Genomic DNA, 20,430 nt, shown 5'->3' with positions numbered 1-20,430 from the left:
AGCTGGCGATCGATGAAGACTGGTTCAAACCCTGCGCGGTGGTGCCGGTGTACAACCACGAGCGCGGCCTGCCCGCGGTGGTCCGGGCGCTGCTCGCCGAAGAGCTGCCGTGCGTGATCGTCGACGACGCCTCCAGCCCTGCTGCTGCAAAGATCATCGATGAGCTGGCGCAACATCCGTCGGTGCACCTGCTGCGGCACAGCCACAACCAGGGCAAGGGCGCAGCGGTGTCCTCCGGGCTTCGCGAGGCCTCCCGCCTGGGCTTCAGCCATGCGCTGCAGGTCGACGCCGACGGCCAGCATGACCTCGGCCGTGTGGCGCTGTTTCTCGACCGCGCCAGCCAGGCGCCGGATGCGCTGATCTGCGGCTATCCGGAGTACGACTCCAGCGTGCCGAAAGGCCGGTTCTATGCGCGTTATCTGACCCATGTCTGGGTGTGGATCAACACGCTGTCGCTGTCGATCCGCGACTCCATGTGCGGCTTTCGCGTCTACCCGCTGGAGCCGACCCTGGCGCTGCTCGACGCCACACCACTGGGCAAGCGCATGGATTTCGATACCGAGATCCTGGTGCGCCTGCATTGGCGTGAGCAGCCGATGGTCTGGCTACCAACCCATGTCCACTACCCGGCCGATGGGGTGTCGCACTTCCGCCTGTGGCGCGACAACCTGCTGATTTCCTCGATGCACGCCCGACTGTTCGGCGGCATGCTGTTGCGTGCGCCCGCATTGCTATGGCGTCGGTGGCGCGGATGACCGACAAGGCCGTCGCCGACTCGCACTGGGCCGCGCATCGCGAGCGCGGCAGCTTCGTCTTGATGAAGCTCACCGCTCAAGCCGTGCGCCTGCTCGGCCGACGCGCCATGGCGCCGCTGTTGTACCTGATCGTGCTGTACTTCTACCTATTCGGTGGCCGCGCGCGGCAAAGCGCCTGGACCTATCAGCGCAACCTCGCCAACTGGAGCGGCCGCCACGATCTGGCCCCCAGCCGGCGCTCCGTCTATCGCCAGTTCATAGCGTTCGCCGATGCCCTGTTGGACAAGCTCGACGCCTGGGGGGGGCGCCTCGATCTCGGCAGTCTCGTGCTGCACGACCGGACGGATCTGGAAGCCAAGCTCGAGGCGCCACGCGGCCAACTGCTGGTCGGCTCGCACCTGGGCAATCTGGAAATCTGCCGCGCGCTGGCTGAAATGGGCCGCAAGGTGAAGATGAACGTGCTGGTGCACACTCGCCACGCTGAGCGCTTCAACCGATTGCTGGACCAATCCGGCGCGGTCAACCTGCGCCTGATCCAGGTCAGCGAGCTGGACCCGGCCATCATGATGGAGCTGTCGCGACGGCTGGACGACGGTGAATGGCTGGCGATTGCCGGCGACCGCGTGCCGCTGCATGGCGCACGCATCGCAAGCGCAGACTTTCTCGGCCAGCCGGCGAATTTTCCGCAGGGTCCGTGGCTACTGGCCGGGTTGCTGCAGTGCCCGGTGAATCTGCTGTTCTGCCTGAAACACGGCGAGCAATTCCATGTCCATCTGGAGCCCTTCGCCGAACGCATCCAATGGCGCCGCGGCGAGCGCGATGCGGTGGTGCAGCAATGGGTGCAACGCTACGCCGACCGACTGGCGGCGCACTGCCTGGATGCCCCCCTGCAATGGTTCAATTTCTATCCTTTCTGGAACAACCATGAACAACGCTGCAGCTGAGCCGGTGATCTTCGGCGAAAACCACCTGAGCATCGAGGATGTGCTGGCCGTGGCCGAGCGCCGCGCGCCCTCGCAGTTGCAGGGCGACGCTAACTTCCGCCAGCACATTGCGCGTGGCGCGCAATTTCTCGACACCTTGCTCGACCGCGAAGGCGTGATCTACGGCGTGACCACAGGCTATGGCGATTCCTGCGTGGTAGCGGTGCCGCTGCATCAGGTCGAGGCGCTGCCGCAGCACCTGTTCACCTTCCACGGCTGCGGCCTGGGCAAGCTGCTCGACGCCGAAGCGACCCGCGCCGTTCTAGTCGCGCGCCTGCGTTCGCTGACCCACGGCATGTCCGGCGTGCGCATCGAACTGCTCGAGCGCATGCAGGCCTTTCTCGAACACGACATCCTGCCGCTGATTCCCGAGGAAGGTTCGGTCGGCGCCAGCGGCGATCTGACGCCGCTGTCCTACGTGGCCGCCACCCTGGCCGGCGAACGCGAGGTGATGTACCAGGGCCAGCGCCGTAGCGCCGCCGAAGTGCATCGCCAGCTGGGCTGGACGCCGCTGACCCTTCGCCCCAAGGAAGCCCTGGCGTTGATGAACGGCACCGCCGTGATGACCGGCCTGGCCTGCCTGGCCTATGCCCGCGCCGATTATCTGCTCAAGCTGGCCACGCGCATCACCGCGCTCAACGTGGTGGCGCTGGAAGGCAACCCGGAGCATTTCGACGAGCGCCTGTTCGCCGCCAAGCCGCATCCCGGCCAGACCCAAGTCGCCGCCTGGATTCGCCAGGACCTGGCGATCGACGCGCCAACCGCGCCGCTCCATCGTTTGCAGGACCGCTACTCCATCCGCTGCGCACCCCATGTCCTCGGCGTGCTGGCCGACAGCCTGGGTCTGCTGCGCCAGTTCATCGAGACCGAACTGAACAGCGCCAACGACAACCCCATCATCGATGCGGAAAACGAACGCGTGCTGCACGGCGGGCACTTCTATGGCGGCCATATCGCCTTCGCCATGGACAGCCTGAAGAACCTGGTAGGCAACGTCGCCGACCTGCTCGACCGCCAGCTCGCGCTGCTGGTCGATACCCGCTACAACCACGGCCTGCCGAGCAATCTATCCGGCGCGCCGATGGCCACCGCGATGATCAACCACGGTTTCAAGGCGGTGCAGATCGGCGCCAGCGCCTGGACCGCCGAGGCCTTGAAAAACACCATGCCGGCCAGCGTGTTCTCGCGTTCCACCGAATGCCACAACCAAGACAAGGTCAGCATGGGCACCATCGCCGCCCGCGACGCGCTGCGCAGCCTGGAGCTGGCCGAGCAAGTGGCAGCGGCCACACTGATCGCGGCCAACCAGGGCGTCTGGTTGCGTCAGCGCGATGAACAGGCGCGGCCGTTGCCCGCACCGCTGCGCGACATGCATGCCGAGTTGGGCGAGGATTTCCCGCCGCTGATCGAAGACCGCGCGCTGGAAGGCGAGCTGCGCCTGTGTCTGCAACGTATCCGTCAACGACATTGGAGGCTGTATGCGTAAGACCGGCGTGCTGCAGGCCGAAGCCGAAATCCTGGTGCCCTTCTTCGACGTCGACTCGATGGACGTGGTCTGGCACGGTCACTACATCAAATACTTCGAGGTGGCCCGCTGCGCGCTGCTCGAACGCATCGGCCACAACTACACCCAGATGCGCGATGCCGGCTACGCCTGGCCTGTGATCGACGTGCAGCTGCGCTACATGCGCGGTGCGCGGTTCAACCAGCGCATCCTCGTGCGTGCCGACCTGATCGAATGGGAGAACCGTCTGAAGATCAACTACCTGATCACCGACGCCGAGACTGGCGAGCGCATGACCCGCGGCAGCAGCGTGCAGGTGGCGGTGGAAATGGCCAGCCGCGAAATGCTGCTGGCCTCGCCGAAAGTCTTCGTCGAAGCCGTAGAGCGGGCCCTATCGTGATGCGAACGATCAATCTGATCGCACGGCGGGCCCTGCTAACGCTGAGCCTGCTGTTCGCGAACGCAGCGCATGCCCAAGCCTTCGATCTCACGCAACTGGGCCAGCAATTGAGCGGGCCTGAGGTCATTCGCGGCACCTTCACTCAGGAAAAGTACCTGCGCGCGCTGCCTCAGCCGATCGTCAGCCTGGGTAGCTTCGTACTGGCTCGCGATCACGGTCTGCTCTGGTTCCTGCAGCAGCCGGTGCAGCAGGACTACCGCATCAGTGAAAAAGGCATCGCCCGGCGCGATCCAAGCGGCTGGCAATCGACTGACCAGCAAGGCCCAGCCGCACAGCAGAACGACCTGTTCCTGGCTGTGCTGCAAGGCGACACCGACGCCCTGCAGGGCGATTTCGAGCTGCAGCTTAGCGGCACCGCGCAGGCCTGGACGCTGACGCTGACACCGCGATCGAAGCTGCTCGGGCAGATATTCACCGCCATCCTCATCAGCGGCGGCGCCACGGCTGAGCGCATCGAACTCCTCGAAACCCAGGGCGACAGCACCGTGTTGTTATTGACCGACAACCAGATCGACGATCAGTTGAGCCCCATCGAACTCCATGACTTCGCCAACTGACAAAGCGCTTAGGCTTCCGACCTGGCTCTCCTCGCTGTTTTTCGTTGCGCTGCTCGGGCTGGTAGGGCTGACGACATGGCAATGGCGCAACGGCTCTCCGATCAGTGCCGATCTGCTGCAGTTGTTGCCCAGCGGTGCGCCCGGCGAGCTTGAGCAACTCGCCGAGCGACGGATGCAGGAGCCGTTGAACCGCGATCTGATGTTGCTGGTTCATCATGCAGACGAAGACACAACCCACGCGCTGGGCAACGAAATCACCGACACCCTTCGCGCCAGCGGCCTGTTCACCCAGATTCGTCGCTCGGTGCAAGCCGACCTGCCCGCGGTGCGTCAACAACTGCTCGATCATCGTCTGGCGCTACTCGGCCCAGCGAGTCGCGAGGCGCTGATCGCCTCGCCGGAAGACTTCATTCAGCAACGCCTGCAGCGTCTCTACAGTCCGTTCGAAAGCACCAGCCTGGTGCCCGTCGAACAGGACTGGTTCGGTTTCGCCGATCTGGCTCAGCGACAGCTGCCGCATCCGGGCAATGTCCATCCCCGCCTGGACGGTTTGCTGGTCGCGGAGCAGGGCGGGCAGCACTGGGCGGTGATCCATGCGCAAGCCCAGGGCGATGCCTTCGACGATCAACTGCCGGTTCTGGTGGACGATCAGGTTCGCGCGGCCCGTAGCCGGGTGGAAGCCAGCCACGGCGAGCTGCTGGCCGCCGGTGGGCTGCTGTACGCCGCCCACGGACAGCGACAGGCCCGTGAAGAAGCGACGCTGATCGGCAGCATCTCGTTGGTCGCCACACTTGCCTTGCTGCATCTGCTTTTCCGCACGCCTCGTGTCTTGCTGGTTGCGCTGCCGGTGGCGGTCGGAGCCCTCAGCGGTGCCGCCGCCTGCGTGGCGCTATTCGGCCAGATCCATGTGTTGACACTGGTGCTCGGCGCCAGCCTGGTTGGGGTCAGTATCGACTTTCCGCTGCATTACCTGTCCAAGAGCTGGACCCTGCAGCCCTGGCACGCCCATCGAGCGCTGCGCCTGACGCTTCCAGGCTTGGCGCTGGCCCTGGCAACCAACGTTATCGGCTATCTGGCAATGTCGTTTACGCCGTTTCCAGCGTTGAGCCAGGTGGCGGTGTTTTCCGCAGCGGGACTGCTCGGCGCCTTCTTCTGTGCCACCTGCCTGTTACCCTCGTTGCTGAATGCGCCGCTACAGCCCTGGGCCGCCCCGCTGGGCTGGGCCGAGCGCTGGATGAAGTTGCGCGGCGCCCTGCTCCGCCGCGTTCCAACGCCCTGGTTGCTGGCCGTGTTCATCCTGTTCTGCATCATCGGGATCAGCCAGGTGTCCTTCAAGGATGACCTGCGCCAGTGGATCAGCCGTGCACCCGCGCTGCAGCAGCAGACCGAACGCATCGGCGAGATCACCGGATTCGAGCCGACCAGCCAATACTTCCTGGTCCACGCGGCCAACCCCGACGAGCTACTGGCGCGTCAGGATGAACTCGCCACCCGTCTCGATGCTCTGGTCGCCGAAGACAAGCTGCATGGCTATCTGGCGCTGAGCCAGCTGGTCGCGCCCACCACCGCACAGGAAAGCCTGCATTCAGCGCTGCCACGCCTGCTGGAAGTCAGCCAGCCCCTGCTGGAACTCGGCGTGACCCAGGACATGCTCGAACAGGAACTCGCCGCCCTGCTGGCGCTGCCGGTTGCCAGTCTCGATCAGGTGCTGGCGGGGCCGCTCGCCGAACCCTGGCGACCGTTATGGCTGGGCGCCCGAGGTGACGGTTCGGTGGCGGGCTTGGTCAGCCTGCAAGGGCTTCGTGACAGCGCGGCGCTTCACGGCTTGGGCGACGGCATCGGCGGGGTGAAACTCATCGACCGGCCCGCCGAACTGAACCGCCTGTTTGCCGAGACCCAAGCTCAGGCGGCGCTGCTCAAGCTGCTGGCGGCGGGGCTGATTTTCGCCCTGCTGTGCCTGCCGTTCGGTTGGCGCGGCGCATCGCGCTGCCTGGCCGTACCGCTGCTGGCAGCGATGGGCAGCCTGGCTTGCCTGGGCTGGCTCGGCCAACCGCTGACCCTGTTCGGCCTGTTCGGGCTGTTGTTGGTCACAGCGATCGGCGTCGACTACGCCATCCTGATGCGCGAACGCATCGGTGGAGCCGCGGTGAGCCTGGTTGGCACCCTGCTGACGGCCGTCACCACCTGGCTATCGTTCGGGCTGCTAGCCTTATCGAGCACGCCGGCGGTCAGCAATTTCGGGCTGGCGGTGGGGCTCGGGCTGGTATTCGCCTTCGCGTTGGCGCCCTGGGCCGCCGAATCTGACAGAGAAGTTGCATGCTGAGCGGTCGTCATTGCGCGCATTGGCGTTGCCTCCTCGAACTGCGGCGACATCCATCGTGAGCTGCGCATCGCCTCGATCCAGCGCTGAGCATTTTCCGCGGTTGCCTTACGGCGGCCATCCTTCTAACCGAGTCGATCAAGGACCGGATCTTCATGAATGCAGAACAACGTAGCGTCGTCGTCATTGGTGCGGGACCGTCCGGTGCCATCGCTGCCGCGCTGCTCAAACGCAAGGGCCATGATGTGCTGATCATCGAGCGGCAGCGCTTTCCGCGTTTCTCCATCGGCGAGAGCCTGCTGTCGCACTGCCTGGATTTCGTCGAGGAAGCAGGGATGCTCGAAGCGGTCCAGGCCGCCGGCTTCCAAACCAAACATGGTGCGGCGTTCGGTTGGGGCGAGCGCTACAGCGAGTTCGATTTCCGCGACAAATTCACCGAGGGTCACGGCAGCACATATCAGGTTCTGCGCGCCGACTTCGACAAGCTGCTGGCCGACCAGGCCGAGTTGCAGGGCGTCGAGATCCGCTATGAAGAGGAAATCATCGCGGCGGACTTCGCCAACCCGCACCCGCGTCTGCAGGTGCGCCGCCTGGATGGCAGCGAATACGCCGTCGAAGCGGCGTTCGTGCTCGACGCAAGCGGCTACGGTCGCGTCCTGCCGCGTCTGCTCGATCTGGAGGCGCCGTCGAACTTTCCGCTGCGTCGTGCCGTGTTCACGCATATCCAGGACAACATCGACGACCCGCAATTCGACCGCGACAAAATCCTCATCACCACCCATCCCGAGCTGCGCGACGTCTGGTACTGGACCATTCCTTTCAGCAACGGGCGCTGCTCGCTAGGCGTGGTTGCCAGTGCCGAGCGCTACGAAGGCCGCCCGCTGGATCTGGACGCCTGCCTCAAGGAATTCGTGCTGGAGGCGCCCAACCTCAAGCGCATCCTCAAGCATGCCGAATGGGATACCCCGGCGCGCCTGATCGGCGGCTACTCGGCCAACGTCAAGACGCTGCACGGTCCGGGTTTCGCCCTGCTGGGCAATGCGGCGGAATTCCTCGATCCGGTGTTCTCCTCCGGCGTCACCATCGCCATGCGCTCGGCGAGCATGGCGGCAGCGGTGCTGCATCGTCAGTTGTCAGGCGAAACGGTGGACTGGGAAGCGCAGTTCGCGGTGCCGCTCAAGCGCGGCGTGAACACCTTCCGCACCTATGTCGAGGGTTGGTACGACGGCAGCTTCCAGGACGTGATCTATTACGAGCACGCCCAGCCGGAGATTCGCCGGATGATCAGCTCGATCCTCGCCGGCTATGCCTGGGACGAAAAGAACCCCTACGTCGCCGAGCCCAAACGCCGTCTGCGAGTGCTGGCCGAGCTGTGCGCCGCACCTGTGACGAGTGCTTGAGTCTTCTTGCATGACTGCACTGAACCGTCACGCACGCTGCCTGTTCTGGCTGTCGTTGGCACTGCTGCTCGGCGCCTGCGCCCAACGCGCACCGCTGCCGACTCAGATACCACGGCTCGATTTGCCGCTGCAGCTGCAAATCGAGCGCCGGAGCCAGGACGACGTGCGTACCTGGCTGCTGGTGATCCAGCAGGAAGGCGCTGCCTTGCGCTGGTCGCTGCTCGATCCACTGGGCGTTCCGCTGGCGCGCCAGCTGTTGATCAATGGCCAATGGCGGGCGGATGGCCTGCTCCCGCCCAATGCCGAGGCGCGCGAGCTGTTCGCCGCCCTGCTGTTCGCCTTGACGCCTGCCGATCAACTGGACGACCTGTACTCCGATACGTCTTGGAGCCAGCAGCAGGACGGGCGATCACTGGCAAGCGATACGCCGTCGGCGTGGCACGTCCGGTATCGGGAGAACGATCGCTTCGATCTCGACGTAGGGTCGGCGCTGACCTATGGTGTCGCCCCCATCGCGACAGCCACCGGAGCTCGCCAGAAATGACCGCCTACCTGAACGCCCTCGGCGTGATCTGCGCGCTGGGCCACGGCAAAGCCGAAGTGACCCGACGGTTGCTGGCGGGTGACGGCTCGGCCATGCAGCCGTATCCGCAGCCGGTCGCCGGTCGGCAGGTTCCGGTCGGTGCCGTCACCTGCACGCTGCCTTCGCTCGCTGATTTCCCGCAGCGCCACGCAACGCGTAACAACCAGATGCTGCTGGCCGCTGTCGAGCAGATCGAAGCCGAGCTGCATGAAGCCATAGCCCGCTTCGGTCCTGCGCGTATCGGCGTGGTCATGGGCACCAGCACCACCGGTATCCAGGAAGCCAGCCTGGGCATCGCCGGGCTGGCCCGCGACGGCCACCTTCCGGCCAGCTACCACTACGCCCATCAGGAGCTTTGCGCCCCGGCGAGCTTTCTCAGCGAGCGGCTGCAGCTCAGCGGCCCGAGTTACGCCATCTCCACCGCCTGCACCTCCAGCGCACGCGCGCTGCTCAGCGCCAAGCGCCTGCTGGACGCAGGAATCTGCGATGCGGTGATCTGCGGTGGCGTGGATACCCTTTGCGACCTCACACTGCAGGGCTTCAGCGCACTGGAGGCGGTCAGCAAGCGTGTCTGCAATCCGTTTTCCGCCAACCGCGACGGGATCAATATCGGCGAGGCGGCGGCGGTATTTCTGATGACGCGCGAGCCAGCTCCTATCGCCCTGCTCGGCGGCGGCGCCAGCTCCGACGCGCATCACATCTCCGCGCCCGATCCGCAAGGGCTAGGCGCCATCGAGGCCATGCGTCAGGCACTTGCCAGCGCATCGGTCGCGGCAGAACAGATCAGCTATCTCAACCTGCACGGCACCGCCACCCGTCACAACGACGCCATGGAAAGCCTGGCCGTCGCCACGGTATTTCCGGGCGGCGTGGCGTGCTCCTCGAGCAAGCCGCTCACCGGCCACACCCTGGGTGCCGCCGGGGCGTTGGAAGCCGCGCTCTGCTGGCTGGCGCTGTCCGACTGCAATCGCGCACGCCTGCTGCCACCGCATCGCTGGGATAACGAGGAGGATGCCGACTTGCCGCGTCTGAATCTGGTCACCGACGGTACGACCATGGCTGCAGCGGGCCGACGAGCGATGATGAGCAACTCCTTCGCCTTCGGCGGCAACAACATCAGCCTGATCCTGGGAGACGCGTCATGATCGACTGGCCAATCGCCGAATTGCTACCCCACGCCGGCAACATGATCCTGCTCGACGCGGTCGAGGCCTTCGACGCCGAAAGCCTGGAAGCCAGGCTGCAGGTGAAACCCACCGGGCTGCTCAACCTGCCCGACGGCAATCTGCCGGCCTGGGTCGGCGTGGAAATTATGGCGCAGGCCGTCGCCGCGTTCGCCGGCTGTCAGTCACGCCTGGCCGGGCTGCCGGTCGAGCTGGGTTTCCTGCTCGGCACCCGCAACTATCAATGCAATGTCGAGCACTTCCCGGCTGGCGCAACACTGCGTATCCGCGCGCTGCGCTCGCTGCAGGATGACAACGGTATGGGCGTGTTCGAATGCCATCTCGACGGGCCCGACATCCATGCCGAGGCGCGTCTCAACGTGTTCCGCCCGCCCGAGGTGGCGAGCTATCTTCAAGAGCCCACTCCATGAGCAAAACCATTCTCGTCACTGGCTCCAGCCGTGGCATCGGCCGGGCCATCGCCCTGCGCCTGGCCGAAAGCGGCCACGACATCGTCCTGCACTGCCGCGCCAGGCGTGACGAGGCCGAAGCCGTGCAAGCGCGTATTCAGGCCATGGGCCGCCAGGCGCGGATTCTGCAATTCGACGTTGCCGACCGCGCGCAATGCCGTGCGCAGCTGGAGGCCGATATCGAAGCGCATGACGCCTACTACGGGGTGGTCTGCAACGCCGGTCTGACCCGCGACGGCGCCTTCCCGGCGCTGAGCGAAGACGATTGGGATCAGGTGTTACGTACCAATCTGGACGGCTTTTTCAACGTGCTGCAGCCGCTGACGATGCCAATGATTCGCCGCCGCCAGCCCGGCCGGATCGTGTGCATCACGTCCGTCTCTGGCCTGATCGGCAATCGAGGCCAGGTCAATTACAGTGCCTCCAAGGCTGGGGTGATCGGCGCGGCCAAGGCGCTGGCGGTGGAACTGGGCAAACGCCGGATCACCGTCAACTGCGTCGCGCCAGGACTGATCGACACCGACATGCTCGACGAACACCTGCCCATCGAGGAGATGCTCAAGATGATCCCCGCCCAGCGCATGGGAACGCCCGAGGAGGTCGCCGGAGCGGTGAACTTCCTGATGTCGGATGAGGCCGGCTACATCACTCGCCAGGTATTGGCCGTGAACGGCGGGCTGTGCTGATGAAACGCGTCGTCGTCACCGGCATGGCCGGCATCACTTCGCTGGGCAACGACTGGTCTTCCATCGAAGCCAACTTCCATGCTAACCGCAGCGGCATCCGGCGTATGGACGAGTGGGATCGCTTCAGCGAGTTGAATACCCGCTTGGCCGGCCCGGTGGATGATTTCGTGGTGCCCTCGCACTGGACGCGCAAGCAGCTGCGCAGCATGGGCCGCGTCTCAAGGTTGTCGGTAAAAGCCGCCGAGCAGGCCCTGCAGCAAGCGGGGCTGCTCGACGATCAGAGCATTCGTGACGGGCGCATGGGCGTCGCCTGTGGCTCGTCCACCGGCAGCACCGAAGAAATCAAGGCCTTCGGCAACATGCTGCTCAATTCGGTCGCCGATGGCCTCAACGCCAACTCCTACATCCGCATGATGCCGCACACCACAGCGGCCAACATCAGCATCTTTTTCGGCCTGACCGGCAGGGTGATCCCCACGTCCAGCGCCTGCACCAGCGGCAGCCAAGGCATCGGTTACGCCTATGAAGCGATCAAGTACGGGCGCCTGCCGCTGATGCTGGCCGGCGGTGCCGAGGAGCTCTGCGCCACCGAGGCCATGGTGTTCGACGCGCTTTACGCGACCAGCCTGAAGAACGATGCGCCGCAGACCACGCCCCGCCCCTACGACAGCGGCCGCGACGGTCTGGTGATCGGCGAAGGCGCCGGCATGCTGGTGCTCGAGGAACTGGAACATGCCCTCGCCCGCGGCGCTACCATTTATGCCGAGCTGGTCGGTTTCGGCAGCAATGCCGATGGCCAGCACGCGACGAAACCCGAGCAGGTGACCATGCGCCGGGCCATGGAGCTGGCGCTAGAAGATGCGGGTTTGCAAGCCGAGGCGATCGGCTACGTCAACGGCCACGGCACCGCTACCGAGCAGGGCGACATTGCCGAAACCCACGCGACTCAGGCGCTGTTCGGTTCGCGTATGCCCATCAGTTCGCAGAAGAGTTTTTTCGGGCACACGCTGGGCGCTTGCGGGGCTCTGGAATCCTGGTTCAGCATCGAAATGATGAACCGCGACCGCTATATACACACGCTCAATCTCGACGAGATCGATCCGCGCTGTGGCGAGCTGGACTATATCGTCGGCTCGCCGCGGACCATGCAGCACGAGTACGTCATGAACAACAATTTCGCCTTCGGCGGCATCAATACCTCATTGATCTTCCGCCGCTGGGCCTGATCGCCGTTCCCCTCACACCAAAAAACAATGCAAGGAGAATGCACATGAAAAAAAACACCTGGATCGGCGCAGCGCTCGTACTCTGCGCTCTGCCCGGCATCAGCCAGGGCCGCGACACCGTCCACTATCTGCCCTTCGATGAAGTGGTCGCTGAAGCCACCGCCGCGGGCCGGCTGGACGGCAGCGTGAAGTTCTACCTCGCCAAGCGCCCAGCCGGGACGAAAATCGTCCGCAGCGGCGTCACCACCAGCAAGAAGACCAACGCCTTCAACAAGAGCGACGAAGAAGCCTGCCGTTGGGTGCTGCAGTCCGCGCTGATCAACCTGCAGAACGCCGCAAAGGCCGCCGGCGCCAACGCGGTGGTGGACCTCACCAGCAACTACAAGCACGTCGAGTACAAGGACAGCGAAAAATACGAATGCCACGCCGGGGCGGTTATCGCGGGCGTCGCCCTCAAGGGTAATCTGGCCGAGGTCAAATAATGCGGCTGCGCCCGTGCTAACGGTGATGGGCGCTACAGCTTTGCCAGGCGGCGCGGCAGTTTTCCGGCTGTCGCCGCAACCATCCTTCCGTGCGAACGAATAGCTGACCGGTAAGTCAACAGAAGCTGAACCTGTCCATCATTTCAGGAGCCGCTTCATGTTCGGTAACTCGTCGCATAAATTCGAAGTCAATTACATCTTCCAGAACGACCCACGCGCCCAAATCATCGAATCGGAAGATGAGAGTCTCTCCCAGGGCGAGGCCGCCCGGCGTCTGATCGAGCACCATAATGCCGATGCGGAAAATAGCCTGGTCATGCCCGATGCGGATGCTGAAGAAACCGAGCTGCTACGACAGGCCGAGGTCGTGGGGATCACCGATATCCGCGTAACCCGGCTGGTTCATGAGCATGAGTCGGGCACCACGCCAGGGCATTATCAGCAGCCTTGAAAGGGATTTTAAAGCTGCAAGCTGCAAGTGGTTCAGCTTGGCTGGCACCGCAATGCTGCCAAGCTTTTTCTGCTTTAAATTGAGCTCATGGCTTGCAGCTTATAGCTGCTCTTAGCCGTGGTATTGCGCCGAGAGTTCGTGCACCGACTCGATGAAGGCACCGGCATGGGCCGGATCGACTTCCGGCGTGATGCCGTGGCCCAAGTTGAATACGTGGCCTTCGCCCTGGCCGAAGCTGGCCAGGATACGCCCCACTTCGGCGCGGATCGCCTCCGGTTTGGCGTATAGCACGCTGGGGTCCATGTTGCCCTGCAGAGCAACCTTGTCACCCACGCGAGCACGCGCGTTGCCGATGTCGCAGGTCCAGTCCAGACCCAGCGCTTCGACGCCGGAGGCAGCCATGGATTCCAGCCACAGCCCGCCGCCCTTGGTGAAGAGGATCACCGGGACGCGGCGACCGTCGTGCTCGCGAATCAAGCCATCGACGATTTTCTGCATATAGGCCAGGGAAAACTCTTGATAAGCGGCGGCGGAAAGGCTGCCGCCCCAGGAGTCGAAGATCTGCACCGCTTGCGCGCCGGCCAGGATCTGGCCGTTGAGGTAGCTGGTCACCGACTGCGCCAGCTTGCCGAGTAGTGCATGCATGGCCTGCGGATTCTCGTAAAGCATGGCCTTGGACTTGCGGAAGTCCTTGGAGGAGCCGCCTTCGACCATGTAGGTCGCCAGCGTCCAGGGGCTACCGGAAAAGCCGATCAGCGGAACGCGGCCGTTCAGCTCGCGGCGAATGGTGCGCACCGCGTCCATGACATAGCCCAAATCTTTTTCCGGGTCCGGAATCGGCAGCGCCTCGATGTCGGCCAGGCTGCTGACGACTTTCTTGAAGCGTGGACCCTCTCCGGTTTCGAAGTACAGACCCAGACCCATGGCGTCCGGCACGGTGAGGATGTCTGAAAACAGAATGGCGGCGTCCAGCGGATAGCGGTCCAGAGGCTGCAGAGTGACTTCGCAGGCCAGCTCGGGATTCATGCACAGGCTCATGAAGTCCCCCGCCTTGCTGCGACTGGCCCGGTATTCCGGAAGGTAGCGTCCGGCCTGACGCATCATCCACACCGGGGTGACGTCGACAGGTTGCTTGAGCAGGGCGCGGAGGAAGCGATCGTTCTTCAAGGCAGTCATGTCTGGGTTCCAGCAAAAGAGTGGCGGCATTGTCGCAAAGCACAAAACAAAAGGCACGGCGAGCGCCGTGCCTTTTGTCTATGGGCTTGATTCAGGTCAGGCGTGCTTGGAGCGCTAGCTGGAAGCGTGGGCCGAGGCCCGAAGCGGTCTTGCTTCCCGCTTCAGGCTTCCAGCTGCGTTTCAAACTTCCAGATAGTCGAGAATCCCTTCAGCCGCCTGACGGCCTTCGAAGATCGCCGTTACCACCAGATCGGAGCCGCGCACCATGTCGCCACCCGCAAAGATCTTCGGGTTGCTGGTCTGGTGCTTGAACTGGCCGATCTCCGGCGCCACGACGCGCCCTTGGTTGTCGGTCTGGATGCCCTGACCTTCGAACCAGTCGGCCGGGCTCGGACGGAAACCGAAGGCGATGACCACAGCATCGGCCGGCAGCACTTCCTCGGAACCGGGGATCGGCTCGGGGCTGCGGCGACCGCGCGCGTCCGGCGCGCCGAGACGGGTTTCGACCACCTTGACGCCTTCGACCTTGCCTTCGCCGACAATGGCGATGGGCTGGCGGTTGAAGAGGAATTTCACGCCCTCTTCCTTGGCGTTCTTCACTTCCTTGCGCGAGCCCGGCATGTTCGCCGCGTCACGCCGATAGGCACAGGTCACGCTTTTCGCGCCCTGGCGGATGGAGGTGCGGTTGCAGTCCATCGCGGTGTCACCACCGCCGAGCACCACGACCTTCTTGCCTTTCATGTCGACGAAGTCTTCTGGGGACTTTTCGAAACCGAGGTTGCGGTTGACATTGGCGATCAGGAAATCCAGCGCATCGTGCACGCCCGGCAGGTCTTCGCCGGGGAAGCCGCCCTTCATGTAGGTGTAGGTGCCCATACCCATGAACACCGCATCGTAATCAGCCAGCAGCTGTTCGATGCTGATGTCCTTGCCCACTTCAGTGTTCAGCCGGAACTCGATACCCATCCCGCCGAAGATCTCGCGGCGACGGCTGAGGACGCTTTTCTCCAGCTTGAATTCGGGGATACCGAAGGTCAGAAGGCCGCCGATCTCGGGGTTCTTGTCGAAGACCACCGGCGTCACACCGCTGCGCACCAGCACATCGGCACAACCCAGACCGGCCGGGCCGGCACCGATGATCGCGACCTTCTTGCCGGTCGGCTTGACCTTGGACATGTCGGGACGCCAGCCCATGGCGAATGCGGTGTCGGCGATGTACTTCTCCACCGAGCCGATGGTGACCGCACCGAAACCGTCGTTCAGGGTGCAGGCGCCTTCGCACAGACGATCCTGAGGACAAACGCGACCGCAGACTTCCGGCAGCGTGTTGGTCTGATGCGCCAGCTCGGCGGCAGCGAGGATGTTGCCCTCGGAGACCAGCTTGAGCCAGTTGGGAATGTAGTTGTGGACCGGGCACTTCCACTCGCAATAAGGGTTGCCGCAGCCCAGACAACGGTGCGCCTGCTCACATGCTTGCTGCGGCTTGAAGGGTTCGTAGATCTCGACGAACTCCTTCTTGCGCTGACGCAGCAGCTTTTTCTTCGGATCCTTGCGCCCGACCTCGATGAACTGGAAGTCGTTATTCAGACGTTCAGTCATTTCAAAACCTCTTAACAGCAGCGGCGAGCCTCAAGCTACAAGCCGCAAAGACGATCACGGAGCCGCGCCTCGCACCACTCGTGGCTTGAGGCCTGCGGCTTGGAGCTGCTTTTATTGTGGATTCGCTCGGGTGGTCGAGAGCAACGATGCCAGGTTGGCCGCCTTCGGCTTGACCAGCCAGAAGCGCCGCAGGTAGTCATCGAGATCCTCTAGTAACTTCTCGCCCCACGCGCTGCCGGTTTCGGCGACGTACTCTCGCAGTACCTCTTGCAGGTGGCTGCGATGGGCCTCCATCGCTTCACCCGTGATGCGCTGCAGGTTCACCAGTTCGTTGTTCACCCGATCGACGAAGCTGTTGTCCATATCGAGCACGTAAGCGAAACCACCGGTCATACCGGAACCGAAGTTGTAACCGGTCTTGCCGAGCACGCAGACGAAACCACCGGTCATGTATTCACAGCAGTGATCGCCTGTGCCTTCGACCACCGCATGCGCACCGGAGTTACGCACGGCGAAACGCTCACCGGCCGTACCGCTGGCAAACAACTTGCCGCCGGTTGCGCCATACAGGCAGGTATTGCCGACGATGGCCGACTGCTGCGACTCGAACACACTGCTCTTCGGCGGGGTGACTACCAGCTTGCCGCCGGTCATGCCCTTGCCGACATAGTCGTTGGCGTCGCCTTCCAGATACAGGCTCAAACCGCCTGCGTTCCAGACACCAAAGCTCTGGCCCGCCGTGCCCTTGAAGCGGAAGGTGATCGGCGCGTCCTTCATGCCCTGGTTGCCATGTACTCGAGCAATTTCACCGGACACACGCGCACCGATGGAGCGGTCGCAGTTGCAGATTTCCAGTTCGAATTCGCCGCCGCTCTTGGCATCGATGGCTGAGCGAGCGAGTTTGACCATTTCTTCGGCCAACAGACCTTGATCGAACGGTGGATTCTTCTCTACTTGGCAGAACTGCGGCTTATCGGCAGGAATGTGATCGCTGCCGAGTAGCGGCGTCAGGTCCAGATGGTTCTGCTTGGTGGTCTCGCCTGGCAGCACTTCGAGCAGATCGGTACGGCCAATCAGCTCCTGCAGGCTGCGCACACCGAGCCTCGCCAGCCACTCGCGGGTTTCCTCGGCAACGAAGGTGAAGAAATTGACCACCATGTCGACGGTGCCGATGAAATGATCCTTGCGCAGCTGGTCATTCTGCGTGGCGACGCCGGTGGCGCAGTTGTTCAGGTGGCAGATGCGCAGATACTTGCAGCCCAGCGCGATCATCGGCGCCGTTCCGAAGCCGAAGCTTTCGGCGCCGAGAATGGCGGCTTTGACCACGTCGAGGCCAGTCTTCAGACCACCATCGGTCTGTACCCGGACCTTGCCGCGCAGGTCGTTGCCGCGCAGGGTCTGATGGGTCTCGGCCAGACCGAGCTCCCATGGCGAGCCGGCATAGCGGATGGAGGTCAGTGGCGAAGCACCGGTGCCACCGTCATATCCGGAAATGGTGATCAAATCAGCGTAGGCCTTGGCAACGCCGGCGGCGATTGTGCCGACACCCGGTTCGGCGACCAGTTTGACCGAGACCAGCGCGGTCGGATTGACCTGTTTGAGATCGAAGATCAGCTGAGCCAAATCTTCGATCGAGTAGATGTCGTGGTGCGGCGGCGGCGAAATCAGCGTGACGCCCGGCACCGCATAACGCAGCTTGGCGATCAGACCGTTGACCTTGCCGCCGGGCAGCTGTCCGCCTTCGCCGGGTTTGGCGCCTTGAGCGACCTTGATCTGCAGCACTTCAGCGTTGACCAGATACTCCGGGGTGACACCGAAGCGACCTGTCGCCACTTGCTTGATCTTCGAGCTGCGTTCGGTGCCATAGCGCGCCGGATCTTCACCGCCCTCGCCAGAGTTGGAGCGCGCGCCAATGCGGTTCATCGCCGCGGCGATCGCCTCATGCGCCTCGGGAGACAGCGCGCCGAGCGAGATGCCGGCCGAGTCGAAGCGCTTGAGGATCTGCTCCAGCGGTTCGACCTCTTCGAGCGCCAGCGGCTGCTCCGATACCTTGAGCTGGAGCAGGTCACGCAACATGGCAGCGGGGCGCTGATCGACCAGCGCGGTGTATTCCTTGAAACGGCCGTAGTCACCCTGCTGCACCGCAACCTGCAGCGCCGCAACCACATCAGGGTTGTAGGCGTGATACTCACCGCCGTAGACGAACTTCAACAGCCCGCCCTGCTGGATCGGCTTGCGACTGCTCCAGGCTTGCGCCGCAAGCGCTTTCTGTTCGGCTTCCAGATCGACGAAGCGCGCGCCCTTGATACGGCTGGCAACGCCACGGAAGCTGAGATCGACCACTTCGTCCGCCAGACCCACGGCTTCGAACAGCTGGGCACCGCGGTACGAGGTAATGGTCGAGATGCCCATCTTCGAGATGATTTTCAGCAGCCCCTTGGAAATGCCCTTGCGGTAGTGCTTGAACACCTCATAAAGGTCGCCCAGCACTTCGCCGGTGCGGATCAGATCGCCCAGCACCTCGTAAGCGAGGAAGGGATAAACCGCCGTCGCACCGAAGCCGATCAGCACGGCGAATTGATGCGGATCGCGAGCACCCGCGGTCTCGACCAGAATGTTGCAATCGCAGCGCAGTCCGGTCTCGATCAGCCGATGGTGCACAGCCCCCACGGCCAGCGAGGCATGCACCGGCAACTTGCCCGGCGCGATATGGCGATCGCTCAACACTAGCAGCACCTTGCCGCCGCGCACCGCCTCTTCGGCCTGATCGGCAATGTTGCGCACCGCCGCCTCGAGCCCGAACGATTCGTCGTAGTTGAGATCGATCAGCTGGCGCTCGAAGCCCGGCCGGTCGAGTTCCATGATGGTCCGCCACTTGGCCGGCGAGATCACAGGCGTGGTCAGGATCGCGCGGTTGGCGTGATCGGCGGTTTCTTCGAAGACGTTGCGTTCGGCACCCAGGCAGGTCTCCAGCGACATCACGATGGCTTCGCGCAGTGGATCGATCGGCGGGTTGGTAACCTGCGCGAATTGCTGGCGGAAGTAATCGAACGGCGAACGCACCCGCCGCGACAGCACCGCCATCGGCGTATCATCGCCCATGGAGCCGACCGCTTCCTGGCCCTGCTCGGCCAGTGGGCGCAGCACCTGGTCACGCTCCTCGAAGGTGACCTGGAACATCTTCATGTACTGCTTGAGCTGATCTGCATCGTAGAACGCCGAACCGTGGTCGTTATCGTCCAGGGTCGACTGGATGCGCAGCGCGTTCTGACGCAACCACTTCTTGTAGGGATGTTGGGACTTCAGACGATTGTCGATGTCGTCCGTGTGCAATACCTGCCCGGTTTGGGTGTCGACGGCCAGAATCTGACCTGGTCCCACGCGGCCCTTGGCGATGACGTCCTCGGGCTTGTAGTCCCACACGCCAACTTCCGAAGCCAGCGTGATGTAGCCATTGGTGGTGGTGACCCAGCGCGCCGGACGCAGACCGTTGCGGTCGAGCAGGCAGATCGCATGGCGGCCATCGGTAAGTACCACGCCGGCCGGACCATCCCAGGCCTCCATGTGCATGGAATTGTATTCGTAGAATGCGCGCAGGTCCGGATCCATGGTTTCGACGTTCTGCCAGGCCGGCGGAATGATCATGCGTAGGCTGCGGAACAGATCCATACCGCCGGTGACCAGCAGCTCCAGCATGTTGTCCATGCTCGACGAGTCGGAGCCGGTGCGGTTGACGACCAGCGGATCGAGATTTTCCAGGTCCGGCAGCAATTCGTTGGCGAATTTCAGGCGACGCGCCTGAGCCCAGTTGCGGTTACCGGTGATGGTGTTGATTTCGCCGTTGTGGGCCAGGAAGCGAAACGGCTGAGCGAGCGGCCACTGCGGCATCGTGTTGGTGGAGAAACGCTGATGGAACACGCAAATGGCGGTCGCCAGACGCTCGTCGCCGAGATCGGGATAGAACTGCGCCAAATCGGCCGGCATCATCAGGCCTTTGTAGATGATGTCCTTGTCGGAAAAGCTGCAAACATAGAATTCCCTGTCGGCAGCCAGCGCAACTTCGGCACGGCGGCGCGCGAAGAACAGCTTGATACCGAAGTCGCGCTCGGACAGGCCTTCAGCCGAGACGAACACCTGTTCTATACGCGGCAGACGCTCCAGCGCCAGGCGGCCCAGCACGCTGGTATCGACCGGAACTTCACGCCAGCCAATCAGGGTCAGCCCTTGCGCTGCGATCTGTTCGTTGAAGCAGGCGCGGGCCGCATCGGCCTTGGCCGCGTCCTGGCTGAGAAAGATCATGCCGACGGCATAGAGTGCCGGCAGGTCTACATCAAAATGCTGTTTGGCCATGGCTCGCAGGAACCCATCGGGCTTCTGCATCAGCAGGCCGCAGCCATCGCCGGTTTTACCGTCGGCGTTGATGCCACCGCGGTGAGTCATGCAAGTAAGGGATTGAATGGCTGTCTGAAGCAGGTGATGGCTTGCCTCGCCCTGCATGTGGGCGATCAAACCGAAGCCGCAGTTATCCTTGAACTCTTCAGGACGAAAAAGACCTGCTCTCATAGGCACTCCACCAGCTAAATACGTTGTAAATCAACCCCTTATTGACGGCGCA

Annotated in this window: 17 protein-coding genes; 14 read left to right on the top strand and 3 right to left on the bottom strand. The window is 63.4% G+C overall.

Annotation, left to right across the window (positions count from 1 at the left end):
• The first annotated feature begins 8 nt into the window (after window positions 1–8).
• The 14 genes from E0D86_RS20120 (at window position 9) to E0D86_RS20055 (ending at window position 13,040) form a co-directional block, all read left to right on the top strand.
• Window positions 9–755: a glycosyltransferase family 2 protein gene (locus E0D86_RS20120; RefSeq protein ID WP_131651858.1), complete on the top strand. Its 747-nt coding sequence runs from the start codon at window positions 9–11 to the stop codon at window positions 753–755.
• On the top strand, window positions 752–1,699 hold the full coding sequence (locus E0D86_RS20115) for a glycosyl transferase (RefSeq protein WP_131651808.1): 948 nt from the start codon (window positions 752–754) through the stop codon (window positions 1,697–1,699). Before E0D86_RS20120 ends, E0D86_RS20115 begins: the two co-directional genes overlap by 4 nt.
• Window positions 1,680–3,224, top strand: a complete 1,545-nt coding sequence (gene hutH, locus E0D86_RS20110; protein WP_131651807.1) for a histidine ammonia-lyase — start codon at window positions 1,680–1,682, stop codon at window positions 3,222–3,224. The genes E0D86_RS20115 and hutH overlap by 20 nt, the downstream gene beginning before the upstream one ends.
• Window positions 3,217–3,642, top strand: a complete 426-nt coding sequence (locus tag E0D86_RS20105; protein WP_131651806.1) for a thioesterase family protein — start codon at window positions 3,217–3,219, stop codon at window positions 3,640–3,642. Before hutH ends, E0D86_RS20105 begins: the two co-directional genes overlap by 8 nt.
• Complete coding sequence (locus tag E0D86_RS20100; RefSeq protein WP_131651805.1) at window positions 3,642–4,259, top strand: outer membrane lipoprotein carrier protein LolA; 618 nt, start codon at window positions 3,642–3,644, stop codon at window positions 4,257–4,259. The genes E0D86_RS20105 and E0D86_RS20100 overlap by 1 nt, the downstream gene beginning before the upstream one ends.
• Window positions 4,243–6,582 carry an MMPL family transporter gene (locus E0D86_RS20095; protein WP_131651804.1) on the top strand — a complete coding sequence of 780 codons (2,340 nt, stop codon included), beginning with the start codon at window positions 4,243–4,245 and terminating at the stop codon, window positions 6,580–6,582. The genes E0D86_RS20100 and E0D86_RS20095 overlap by 17 nt, the downstream gene beginning before the upstream one ends.
• Window positions 6,583–6,734: 152 nt before the next feature.
• Window positions 6,735–7,979: an NAD(P)/FAD-dependent oxidoreductase gene (locus E0D86_RS20090; RefSeq protein WP_131651803.1), complete on the top strand. Its 1,245-nt coding sequence runs from the start codon at window positions 6,735–6,737 to the stop codon at window positions 7,977–7,979.
• Window positions 7,980–7,989: 10 nt separating this feature from the next.
• Window positions 7,990–8,523, top strand: a complete 534-nt coding sequence (locus tag E0D86_RS20085) for a DUF3261 domain-containing protein (RefSeq protein ID WP_131651802.1) — start codon at window positions 7,990–7,992, stop codon at window positions 8,521–8,523.
• Window positions 8,520–9,707: a beta-ketoacyl-[acyl-carrier-protein] synthase family protein gene (locus tag E0D86_RS20080; protein WP_131651801.1), complete on the top strand. Its 1,188-nt coding sequence runs from the start codon at window positions 8,520–8,522 to the stop codon at window positions 9,705–9,707. Before E0D86_RS20085 ends, E0D86_RS20080 begins: the two co-directional genes overlap by 4 nt.
• Window positions 9,704–10,156 (top strand): hotdog family protein, encoded by a 453-nt coding sequence (locus tag E0D86_RS20075; RefSeq protein WP_131651800.1) that lies wholly within the window; start codon window positions 9,704–9,706, stop codon window positions 10,154–10,156. The genes E0D86_RS20080 and E0D86_RS20075 overlap by 4 nt, the downstream gene beginning before the upstream one ends.
• On the top strand, window positions 10,153–10,881 hold the full coding sequence (gene fabG / locus E0D86_RS20070) for a 3-oxoacyl-ACP reductase FabG (RefSeq protein ID WP_131651799.1): 729 nt from the start codon (window positions 10,153–10,155) through the stop codon (window positions 10,879–10,881). Before E0D86_RS20075 ends, fabG begins: the two co-directional genes overlap by 4 nt.
• Window positions 10,881–12,107 carry a beta-ketoacyl-ACP synthase gene (locus E0D86_RS20065; protein WP_131651798.1) on the top strand — a complete coding sequence of 409 codons (1,227 nt, stop codon included), beginning with the start codon at window positions 10,881–10,883 and terminating at the stop codon, window positions 12,105–12,107. The genes fabG and E0D86_RS20065 overlap by 1 nt, the downstream gene beginning before the upstream one ends.
• A 44-nt stretch (window positions 12,108–12,151) precedes the next feature.
• On the top strand, window positions 12,152–12,589 hold the full coding sequence (locus E0D86_RS20060; protein ID WP_131651797.1) for an excinuclease: 438 nt from the start codon (window positions 12,152–12,154) through the stop codon (window positions 12,587–12,589).
• Between the two features lie 157 nt (window positions 12,590–12,746).
• On the top strand, window positions 12,747–13,040 hold the full coding sequence (locus E0D86_RS20055; RefSeq protein WP_131651796.1) for a hypothetical protein: 294 nt from the start codon (window positions 12,747–12,749) through the stop codon (window positions 13,038–13,040).
• Window positions 13,041–13,151: 111 nt separating this feature from the next.
• Here E0D86_RS20055 and hemE read toward each other — a convergent pair whose 3' ends face one another.
• The 3 genes from hemE to gltB all read right to left on the bottom strand — a co-directional run bounded on the left by hemE (window position 13,152) and on the right by gltB (window position 20,378).
• Window positions 13,152–14,216 carry a uroporphyrinogen decarboxylase gene (gene hemE, locus E0D86_RS20050; RefSeq protein WP_131651795.1) on the bottom strand — a complete coding sequence of 355 codons (1,065 nt, stop codon included), beginning with the start codon at window positions 14,214–14,216 and terminating at the stop codon, window positions 13,152–13,154.
• Between the two features lie 180 nt (window positions 14,217–14,396).
• The gene (locus E0D86_RS20045; RefSeq protein ID WP_131651794.1) at window positions 14,397–15,815 is read right to left on the bottom strand and encodes an FAD-dependent oxidoreductase; all 1,419 of its coding nucleotides are present in this window, start codon (window positions 15,813–15,815) and stop codon (window positions 14,397–14,399) included.
• A 111-nt stretch (window positions 15,816–15,926) separates the two neighbouring features.
• Window positions 15,927–20,378, bottom strand: a complete 4,452-nt coding sequence (gltB, locus tag E0D86_RS20040; protein ID WP_131651793.1) for a glutamate synthase large subunit — start codon at window positions 20,376–20,378, stop codon at window positions 15,927–15,929.
• Window positions 20,379–20,430 lie beyond the last annotated feature (52 nt).

The sequence above is a fragment of the Pseudomonas sp. IC_126 genome (assembly GCF_004331835.1).
GTDB lineage: Bacteria > Pseudomonadota > Gammaproteobacteria > Pseudomonadales > Pseudomonadaceae > Stutzerimonas.
This window is presented reverse-complemented; position numbering and strand designations above follow the sequence as displayed.